We start from the raw sequence: 7,722 nt of genomic DNA on the forward strand, positions 1-7,722 counted from the left end.
TCTACTGTACATGCTGGTAATAACCGCTGGATACATATTAAGTTCATATGTTTCATGAGCTTAACAATTTTATGTTTAATTGGATCTATATTTTTAGCCATTTCATTTGGTGCAAAAGATATTCATTTACAAACGGTGTGGGCAGCGGTTTTGGATTACAACCCGAAACTAACACAGCACCAAATTATTTATGAATTAAGGCTCCCGAGAGTAATTGGTGCAGCAGTTGTAGGGGCAGCTTTTGCGGTTGCTGGTGCTGTTATGCAAGGTGTAACACGAAATCCTTTAGCTGATGCAGGTGTACTCGGAATAAATGCAGGTGCGATGTTTGTAGTAGCACTTAGTTTTGCTTTTTTCCCACATATGTCGTATTCCTATTTAATGATTGTTTCCTTTATTGGAGCTGTCTTAAGTACAGTACTTATCTTTGTTATTGGATCAGCAACATCAGGCGGGTTAACACCAATGAGGTTAACGATTGCTGGAGCGGTTATGGCAGCGCTTTTACATTCATTAAGTTCAGGTGTTGCGATTTATTATGATTTAAGCCAAGATTTAGCGTTTTGGTATGCTGGTGGTGTTGCAGGGGTTAAGTGGGAACACTTGAAATTTTTAGTCCCTATTATTCTTATAACGATTATTTTTGCGACAATGCTAGGGAGATCAATTTCACTCATATCAATGGGAGATGATGTTGCTACAAATTTAGGAGTGAAAACGAACCGAACGAGAATACTAGGGATGATTATAGTAGTTATTCTGGCAGGTGTTTCTGTTTCAGCTGTTGGTTCTATCGGATTTGTAGGACTAGTTATCCCGCACATTGCTAGAAAATTAGTTGGTGTTAATTATCGACTCATTATTCCTATGTCAGCATTATTAGGAGCTATGTTATTAGTTGTAGCTGACCTAGGAGCAAGAGCAGTAAACCCTCCTAAGGAACTTGCGATAGGGATTATGGTAGCTCTTGTTGGAGTTCCGTTCTTCCTCTATATAGCACGTAAAGTTGGGAGGGAGCTATAAGTGAAAGATCTTTTTAACACGGATAAAAAGAGAGCTATTACTGTAACTACAATATTCGGATGTGTAAGTATCGCTGTAATTTTAATTAGTCTAAATACAGGGACACTGAGTATAGAGCCACTTAAAGTAATTGAAACACTTTTTGGTTATGGTGATTTTGAGAGCGCAACCGTGCTATACGATTATCGTATGCCAAGAATTATAATCACAATGTTAGCTGGTATTGGCCTTGGGATTTCCGGTGCGATTTTACAAGGATTATCACGTAACGCACTTGCAGACCCTGGTATTTTAGGACTGCATTCAGGTGCATCTTTCGGGCTAATTATATTTGTTACATTCTTTCATTCTATTAATGAAAGTGCATCCATTTTAATACCGTTATTTACATTTGGCGGAGGAGTATTAGCTGCATTTCTTATTATTTTACTTGCGAGTGATCGGTCAAATGGTTTACTTCCCATTAGACTTATTCTCGTTGGTATTGCAGTTTCAGCTGGTTTTAGTGCAATTTCGTTATTTTTCTCTCTCAAGTTAAATGATGAGACGTATACATTCGCTTCTAGATGGCTAGTTGGTAACGTGTGGGGAAGGGATTGGATTCATGTCCTTGCATTATTACCTTGGATTTTCATACTAACCCCGTATGCATGGCTAAAATCTAAAACGTTAAATGCATTGTCACTAGGTGATAGTGTAGCAGCAGGACTTGGTGTTTCTGTTCAAAAAGAACGGTTATTACTTTTAGCTACAGCGGTTGGATTATCTTGCGCAAGTGTATCGATGGCAGGAGGGATTGGTTTTATCGGTTTAGTTGCTCCGCATATCGCAAGGAAGTTAGTAGGTACTACATATCAACACTTTCTTCCTTTAGCTGGCATTATCGGAATGATTATTTTAGTGCTAGCAGATACGATAGGTCGTTCTATATTTGAGCCAAACTCTATTCCAGCTGGTGTAGTAGTGGCAGCTTTAGGAGCACCGTATTTTCTTTATTTACTTACAAAAACAAAATAAATACTTCAAAGAGGAGAACATATGAAAAAGAAACTTACTATTTTATTTAGCATGATGTGTATTTTAGTATTAGCAGCATGTGGTCAAACGAAAGCTAATGAAGAGGCAACGAAAAAAACGGAAAAAAGTAATGACCCAAAAATTGCTTCAATGTCTATTCATTTAACGAATGATTTACTTGCATTAGGAATTACACCAGTAGGTTCTGTTATTGGTGGAGATTTAAAAGATTTCTTACCGCACGCAAAAGAGCAGTTGAAAGATACGAAGAAGCTTGGTGTTGTAACAGATCCGAATATGGAAGCGTTACTTCAATTAAAGCCAACTGACATTTATGTTGATGAAAAATATGCTGGTAAAGATGTAGCGAAATACGAAAAAATTGCAAAAACACATTCTTTCAATTTAGATGAAGGTACGTGGAGAGATCATTTAAAACAAGTTGGTAAACTTGTAAACCGTGAGAAAGAAGCAGATAAATATATTCAAGATTACGAAGAGCAATCAAAACGAGTAAAAGGTTTAATAGATAAAGAGCTAGGTAATAACGAAAAAGTAATGGCAATTCGCGTTACTGCAAAAGAATTGCGTGTATTTAGTACGAAAAGACCGATGGGACCAATTTTATTCCAAGACTTAGGATTACAGCCTGCAAATGGTGTAGAGAAAATTGATGGAAACCGCCCTTTCGAAGTCATTTCACAAGAAGTATTACCTGACTTTGATGCAGATGCGATTTTCGTTGTTGTAAATAGAGATGATAAAGCAAAAGCAGCATTTAAACAACTTCAAGAAACGCCAATTTGGAAAGACTTAAAAGCAGTTAAAGGCAAGCACGTATACATTATCAATGATCAACCATGGCTGGACTATTCTGCTTTAGGAAACAAAATGGCAATGGATGAAGCGGAGAAAATGTTTACGAAATAATATAGTTTTGCTATTAGGAAAGGCCCTCTAAATTTGGAGGGCCTTCTATTGTTGTTAGAATAAATAAAAAATTATACAATGAAGTTAATTCAATATGGAGGAGATGTGCCAATGTCAGCGCTTATTGTAAGTATCCCGTTTATGAAACAGTTTATGGAATAAGGGGATAAATAGGCTAAAATAAGTATCCCTGTTATTTAAAAGGGGGAGTTTGAAATGACAATGAATCTTTTTCGAAATAAAACGATTAAATTATCAGCTATGAGAGAAACAGATGCTGAAGTAATGGCTATGTGGCAAGAAGATAGTGAGTATTTAAGATATGTTGATACAGATGTAGCATTCCCGCAATCGATACAAGAAATAGCAAGTGATGGGCTATTAAAGGGACGGAGATCGAATAGTGTTTCTTTCATGTTAAGGACAGTTCAAGAAAATCGCTTAATTGGTTTTGTTGCAATTCATGGCATAGAGTGGAATAACAGAACGGGTTTATTAGCCATTGGTATAGGAGATGCAAATGATAGAGGAAAGGGATATGGAAGGGAAGCAATCCATCTTATCTTAAAATATGCTTTTTATGAATTGAATTTACACCGCGTCGGTCTTGATGTGATTTCTTATAATAAAGCAGCCATTGCGTTGTATAAAAAGATAGGTTTTCAGATGGAAGGGTGTATGAGAGAAGCGGTTCAAAGAGATGGGAAGTGTTTTGATCGTATCATTATGGGGATATTGCGGGATGAATGGATAGAGCTGCAAGGTTAGAAAGTACATTCAAAATTATATATGTAGTATGCAGGAGATATAATGATAATTGGCGAATTTTTACAATGTACTGATTGAACTTATAAGGAGTCATGAAAAATGAATTTAGAAAAAAGTAAACCAGTAAATGAAGAGGTCGCTGAATTAAAGGAATTAATTAAAGAATTACACGGAAGTGTACATCAACTTCAAAGTGAAGTGCAGCAATTAAGGCATGAAAGACCGGTTGTTGAAGTAAGAAAAGGTGTTCAATTATCACCAGCAATCGTTGGACAAATTGGTGGTATGATATTGGGTGGGTTAGCAATTATCGGTATATTTTGGTGATGAAAAAAGGTTTGCAGCACGATGCTGCAAACCTTTTGGATTTGAAGATATAATTTCATGCAATATAACTTTTACATTAAATAACGTAAATATATATAAGCATGTGATAACAAGAGTGCAACAATAGTTAATGGTAAACCAATTTTTAAGAAGTCCATATAAGAGAAAGCATGTCCTTCACGTTTTGCAATACCAGCAACGACTACGTTTGCAGATGCTCCGATTAGCGTTCCATTTCCTCCTAAGCAAGCTCCAAGAGATAACGCCCACCATAGTACTTCGATTTGCGGAGAATCGACAGATAGTCCGAGTCCTGTAGCTAAGTCTTGAATAAGAGGAATCATCGTTGCGACAAATGGGATGTTGTCGATTGTCGCAGATGCGATGCCAGATACCCATAAAATAAGTATAGATGCAAATCCGATGTCACCGTTTGTTACGTCGATTACTTCTTTTGCAAGTGAAGAGATAAGTCCGATATCAATTAACCCGCCAACGAGAACAAATAATCCGGCGAAGAAGAAAATGGTTACCCATTCAACATGGGCAAATACATCTTCAATATCATGTTCTTTCACGCCGATTAACATAAGAAGTGTAGCGCCTGTCATCGCGATAACAGCAGCGTCTACATGAATAATCGAATGAAGTACGAAGCCTAAAATAGTTAGTCCTAAAATCGAAATAGATTTTAAAAGGAGGCTTTGATCTTTAATGTAATCTTTTTCGTTTAATGCCATTAGTTTTTCGATTTGTTCAGGTGTTGTTTTTAGTTTGTTACGATACATGAAGTAAATAATGCCAAGTGTCACGATAGAAATAATAATTACGATTGGAGCTAAGTTAAGTAAAAAGGCGTTAAAGTCTAAATGCTTGTTTGCTGATCCAATCATAATATTAGGTGGATCACCGATTAATGTTGCTGTTCCGCCTATATTTGAAAACAGCACTTCTGAAATCAAATAAGGCACAGGATTTACTTTTAAAATACGTGTAATGGATAATGTAACAGGAACGATTAATAAAACAGTCGTTACATTGTCCAAAAATGCTGATCCGACAGCAGTTAATAGGGATAGTAATAATAAAATGCGAATCGGTTTTCCGCCAGCTGCTTTTGCCGCTTTAATGGCCACAAATTCAAAGACGCCTGATTGACTCGTAATATGTACGAGAATCATCATCCCAATTAAAAGGGTAATCGTTTCCCATTGAATATGTGATGTGAAAGCAGTATGTAAATCTACAACTCCAAAAATAATCATAATAGCAGCACCGAATAGTGCGATTACAGCACGATTCAATTTCTCAGAAATAATAAATCCGTACGTGATTAAAAATACGGCAATTGCAAAATAATATTGCCAATTTGCTACTTCATGTGCTGACTGTTCCAATCATGTCACCTTCTTTAAATTATGTATTCAATTGTCGAAATGTATCTCGCTGCAATAATACGGGATAAAATATATTGTAGCAAATTCAAAAAAGAAACAAAACTATTTAACAAAGTGAAGGAAAAAATGTATTTTTTACATATCATATAAAAAATATAAAAAACACAGTGCAAATTATTAGGAAAAGTGAGCGTTGTCCTCTAATATAGAGATAGCAATTTACATTATTTTTGCGTAAAATGGTTTAAAGAGGTGAATTCCGATGGAAATAGTAAAAGATAGTTCTCTTATTCAAAATGAAATTGAACGTTTTGTAAATAAAGATGTATATATTCATTTAGAAACGACAAACGGAGCGTATGCATCACACATAAATGAAAAGATGATGACAGTTGGTGCTTTCATTCGAAATGCGATTATCCGTTTTGAACGCGGGAAGATAACTGGAACAAATCCATACCGAGTTGGTTTGAAAATGGATCACGGTTGGGTATATGCTGAAGGTATTACGCACTGGGAAGTAGACGATCAAGAGCGTTTATTATTAGCTGGACATGATAATTTAGGTCGTCTAGCAGTTGCACTTGAGTTAAGCTTAACACCATTTAAGTAAGAAGGAGGGAAACTTATGGAGAGACATGTACTTGTTGTATTTCCGCATCCAGATGATGAAGCATATGCTGCGGGAGGAACAATTCGCTTATTAACAGATCAAGGAGTACCTGTAACGTATGCATGTGGTACTCTAGGACAAATGGGACGTAACATGGGTAAGAACGTATTCGCTAACCGTGAAACGATTCCACATATCCGTAAGAAAGAATTGAAAGATGCTTGTGAAGCGATGGGTATTAAAGATTTAAGAATGCTTGGCTTCCATGATAAAACGTTAGAATTTGAAGATGTTGATTTCGTTGCTGACAAAATTGAAGCAATTATTCAAGAAGTAAATCCATCTCGAATTATTACATTTTATCCAGAGCACGGTGTACATCCAGATCATAATGCATTTGGCCGCGCTGTCGTTCGCGCTGTATCACGTATGCCAAAAGAAGAGCGCCCAGTTATCCATGCTGTTGCGATTACGAAAAATCGTGAAGCAGTATTAGGAGAACCGGATGTTGTAAATAACATTAGTGAAGTATTTGATCATAAATTAACTGCATTAGGTGCGCACCGTTCACAAACAGAAGCAATGCTTGAAGACACGCATGCAAAAATAAAAAACAAAGATGCAGCAACATTAAAATGGCTGCAACTTGAACAGTTTTGGACTTATAAATGGGAGTAGGCTAGAAGGATACCTTCTAGTTGCTCTTACATAGAAAAAGCGCCGTCACTTGTGATGGCGCTTTTTCTTGTTGAAGACTATATATTTCTTAGGGTGCTTCAAAATTTTTAAATTAACGTGCAGTATAGCCTCCATCAACAAGAAGTGTTGTACCGTTAACAAAACTAGCATCATCACTTGCTAAAAATAAGACAGCTTTAGCGACTTCTTCTGGTGTTCCAAGTCTGCCTTGTGGATGAAGTGAAGCTAAATATTCTTTCTGTTCAGGATTAACACTACCAAGTAAAGGGGTGTCAATATAACCGGGGCACACCGCATTAATACGTATTCCATATTTAGCGTAGGCAGTACATAAATTTTGAGTTAATAGTTTCACACCACCTTTTGCAGAGGAGTATGCTGTTGGGGTAGGTAATGAAACAAAACTATGAATCGAACCAGCGTTAACGATGACACCACCTGTACCTTGTTTAAGGAATTGTTCAATCGAATATTTATTAGAAAGGAATACCCCAGACAAATTAATATCAATAGTCCTTTTCCACTTTTCATAGGATAATTCGTTTGCTGGTGCATCATCAGCAACGCCGGCATTGGCATACATAATATCTAATTTACCGTATGTACTTACTGTCTCATGAATTAGCTGTTTAATATCTGCCTCTTTTGTTACATCAGTTTTAATAAATAAAGTATTATATCCATGTGCATTCAATTCATCTGATAGTTCTTTTCCACGTTCAGAAAAGTCAGCAATAACTACTTTTGCACCTTCTTCGATAAAAAGACGAACAGTAGATTCGCCAATTCCACTTGCTCCACCAGTTATGATTGCTACTTTGTCTTTCAATTTCATATAAACCTCTCCATTCATCAATGAATTTAAGTCGAATTTTTAAATCTGGTTATGTCACTATTAACCTTAAATAGTAAGTAGATAGAAGAAACAGTTTGCGTTTACTTAATTGT

Annotated in this window: 9 protein-coding genes; 7 read left to right on the forward strand and 2 right to left on the reverse strand. The window is 36.3% G+C overall.

The genetic code is table 11. The features are described 5' to 3' along the window. The 5 genes from ACQGS6_RS19075 to ACQGS6_RS19095 all read left to right on the forward strand — a co-directional run. Positions 1-1,023, forward strand: a 1,023-nt coding sequence (locus ACQGS6_RS19075) for a FecCD family ABC transporter permease (protein WP_426965439.1), incomplete at its 5' end; no start/stop codon positions are given. Further along, complete coding sequence (locus tag ACQGS6_RS19080; RefSeq protein ID WP_000653826.1) at positions 1,024-2,040, forward strand: FecCD family ABC transporter permease; 1,017 nt, start codon at positions 1,024-1,026, stop codon at positions 2,038-2,040. It abuts the gene before it with no gap. Between the two features lie 21 nt (positions 2,041-2,061). Next, on the forward strand, positions 2,062-2,970 hold the full coding sequence (locus ACQGS6_RS19085; protein ID WP_000728222.1) for an iron-hydroxamate ABC transporter substrate-binding protein: 909 nt from the start codon (positions 2,062-2,064) through the stop codon (positions 2,968-2,970). A 216-nt stretch (positions 2,971-3,186) separates the two neighbouring features. After that, a complete protein-coding gene (locus ACQGS6_RS19090; RefSeq protein ID WP_000178510.1) occupies positions 3,187-3,738 on the forward strand; it encodes a GNAT family N-acetyltransferase in 552 nt (183 codons plus the stop codon). 99 nt (positions 3,739-3,837) lie between these two features. Beyond that, the gene (locus tag ACQGS6_RS19095; protein WP_001047523.1) at positions 3,838-4,065 is read left to right on the forward strand and encodes a hypothetical protein; all 228 of its coding nucleotides are present in this window, start codon (positions 3,838-3,840) and stop codon (positions 4,063-4,065) included. A gap of 71 nt (positions 4,066-4,136) precedes the next feature. Here the strand turns inward: ACQGS6_RS19095 and ACQGS6_RS19100 are convergent, their stop codons facing one another. Further along, positions 4,137-5,462: an ArsB/NhaD family transporter gene (locus tag ACQGS6_RS19100; protein ID WP_000437985.1), complete on the reverse strand. Its 1,326-nt coding sequence runs from the start codon at positions 5,460-5,462 to the stop codon at positions 4,137-4,139. A gap of 262 nt (positions 5,463-5,724) precedes the next feature. On the opposite strand from ACQGS6_RS19100, the gene ACQGS6_RS19105 reads away from it, so the two are divergent. Both ACQGS6_RS19105 and bshB2 read left to right on the forward strand, forming a co-directional pair. After that, complete coding sequence (locus tag ACQGS6_RS19105) at positions 5,725-6,075, forward strand: YojF family protein (protein WP_000407045.1); 351 nt, start codon at positions 5,725-5,727, stop codon at positions 6,073-6,075. 15 nt (positions 6,076-6,090) lie between these two features. Further along, entirely contained in the window at positions 6,091-6,753 is a 663-nt protein-coding gene (gene bshB2 / locus ACQGS6_RS19110; protein ID WP_000439483.1) for a bacillithiol biosynthesis deacetylase BshB2, read from the forward strand. A gap of 112 nt (positions 6,754-6,865) precedes the next feature. Here bshB2 and ACQGS6_RS19115 read toward each other — a convergent pair whose 3' ends face one another. Beyond that, positions 6,866-7,609: an SDR family NAD(P)-dependent oxidoreductase gene (locus tag ACQGS6_RS19115; protein WP_000768020.1), complete on the reverse strand. Its 744-nt coding sequence runs from the start codon at positions 7,607-7,609 to the stop codon at positions 6,866-6,868. Positions 7,610-7,722: the final 113 nt, after the last annotated feature.

The organism is Bacillus sp. GMs2/2 (assembly GCF_050172095.1).
GTDB lineage: Bacteria > Bacillota > Bacilli > Bacillales > Bacillaceae_G > Bacillus_A > Bacillus_A cereus.

Coding starts and splice junctions, on each gene's coding strand:
- ACQGS6_RS19115 (WP_000768020.1), bottom strand. CDS start 7,609: ATGAAATTGAAAGACAAAGTAGCAATCATAACTGGTGGAGCAAGTGGA.
- ACQGS6_RS19085 (WP_000728222.1), top strand. CDS start 2,062: ATGAAAAAGAAACTTACTATTTTATTTAGCATGATGTGTATTTTAGTA.
- ACQGS6_RS19105 (WP_000407045.1), top strand. CDS start 5,725: ATGGAAATAGTAAAAGATAGTTCTCTTATTCAAAATGAAATTGAACGT.
- ACQGS6_RS19090 (WP_000178510.1), top strand. CDS start 3,187: ATGACAATGAATCTTTTTCGAAATAAAACGATTAAATTATCAGCTATG.
- ACQGS6_RS19095 (WP_001047523.1), top strand. CDS start 3,838: ATGAATTTAGAAAAAAGTAAACCAGTAAATGAAGAGGTCGCTGAATTA.
- bshB2 (WP_000439483.1), top strand. CDS start 6,091: ATGGAGAGACATGTACTTGTTGTATTTCCGCATCCAGATGATGAAGCA.